General features: G+C 45.5%; 1 protein-coding gene. It reads right to left on the bottom strand.

Annotated features, from left to right (window positions below; all coding sequences use genetic code 11):
• Nucleotides 1-36: 36 nt before the first annotated feature.
• Nucleotides 37-1,598 (bottom strand): IS3 family transposase gene (locus G561_RS0113475; RefSeq protein WP_373277702.1). Its coding sequence is split into 2 segments (ribosomal slippage): nt 37-1,130 and nt 1,130-1,598, totalling 1,563 coding nucleotides; the frame shifts between segments, so codons are not numbered across the junction.
• Between the last annotated feature and the right edge of the window lie 64 nt (nt 1,599-1,662).

The raw sequence follows: 1,662 nt of genomic DNA, 5'->3' as shown, positions 1-1,662 counted from the left end.
CGGTGTTTGTCAACATAGTTGTCACCATTTAATGAATTAGGCGACTCTCATCTTATCAATCGATTTTGGCTCTTTTACTGGATTTAAAGTCGTTGGGGGTACAGGTGTACAATCTCTCACCTCTCGGCCACCCCAGCGCGCAGGATTTAATGCTTTCGCACTCTCTATCGTCTGCTTACGATTTGCTAGAATGACTTTATCCTCCCCCATATGGCGCTCATTAGGGGTCACAAATCTAAGCTGACTGTGCTTATGCTCCATGTTATACCAATGAGCAAACCTAAGCACCCAAGCTCTCGCTTCATCAAGACTATTAAACCCATCTGTGGGCCAATCCGGGCGGTACTTGCACGTTTTAAACAGCGACTCAGCAAATGGATTGTCATTACTTACCCGAGGTCTACTATAAGAGGTCACCACCCCAAGCTCATAAGCTTTCATTCGCATCGTTTGCGCCTTCATCGGTGCCCCATTATCAGAATGTAGAACTAAGCCTGAATGCAAACACTTCTCTTTAATTAACGTACGCTGTAGAAGCTGTGCTGCAAGCTCACCTGACTCATGATCGTACACTTCCCATCCCACAATCTTACGGCTATACACATCCTCAATCATATAAAGATAATAGAACTGACCGCGTACAGGACTTGGCAGGTATGTGATGTCCCAGCAGAACACTTGGCATGGCCCTGTAGCGGTAAATGATTCCGGTTTACTACTGACTTTAGGAGCTAGGCTACGTCCTCTGTGGTTTAGCTGATTATGGGCTTTAAGTACACGGTAAAAGGTGGATTCTGAGGCATGATAGATACCTTCGTCGAGCAAAGTGGGTACGATCTGTGTCGGTGGTAGGCTTGCAAAGCGGGGTTCGTTACAGACGGCAATAATAGTTGCTGTCTCATTATCAGTCAGCTTATTTCTGGGCATAGGACGCACAGCTTCAGCACGCTTGTCATGAACTATTTGACCTTGTTTATACCAACGCCTGTAGGTACGTAGACTAATGCCGACCTCGTTACATGCTTGCTTTAGCCTTGCCCCTGAAATATTAGCTTCTTGAATCCATGTAATGTATTGCTTGCGCTGTGGCAGTGAGGTTAGTCGTCCTCGCTTTGTGTCTCCCAGAGCGCATCCAGCTTTTTTCTCAGTACCAGTAAAGCAGCTGTTTCGGCTAAAGCTTTCTCTTTGCGATTAAGTTCACGCTCTAGTTTTTTAATCTTTTTACGGTCAGCTTGTTGTTGTCGTCTGCTTGCTAAGCTCTGCTTTTGGCTTTGATTGAATCCTGATAAGGCTCCGGCTCGCCATGCTTTGATTTGTTCGACATATAGGCCTTTACTACGGCAGTATTCGCTAAGCTCGGTCTCTGATAAGCCGCTGGCCTCTATGATGGTGGCAAGTTTTGCTTCATTTGACCAGTTATCGGGAGTGTTTTTATTGCCGGGCATGGGCTGTCCTTGTTCTCTAGCTTGATTACGCCAATTATATAGGGTTTGTACACCTATGCCTTCACTTCTTGCAACTTCTGATACACTTAAGTTATGTGGCGGCGATAGCTTGCTTAATATAGCTTGTTTTCTCTCTTCACTGTATCTGGACATCTTTGTTCCTTGTTACCCCCTTTTACTTGATTGTTAGGGGTGACAACTATCCTGACACAGGGGG

Source organism: Psychrobacter phenylpyruvicus DSM 7000 = NBRC 102152, from assembly GCF_000685805.1.
Taxonomy (GTDB): domain Bacteria; phylum Pseudomonadota; class Gammaproteobacteria; order Pseudomonadales; family Moraxellaceae; genus Psychrobacter; species Psychrobacter phenylpyruvicus.
Note: the sequence above shows the minus strand (reverse complement) of the source record. Positions and strands in the feature narration are given on the sequence as shown.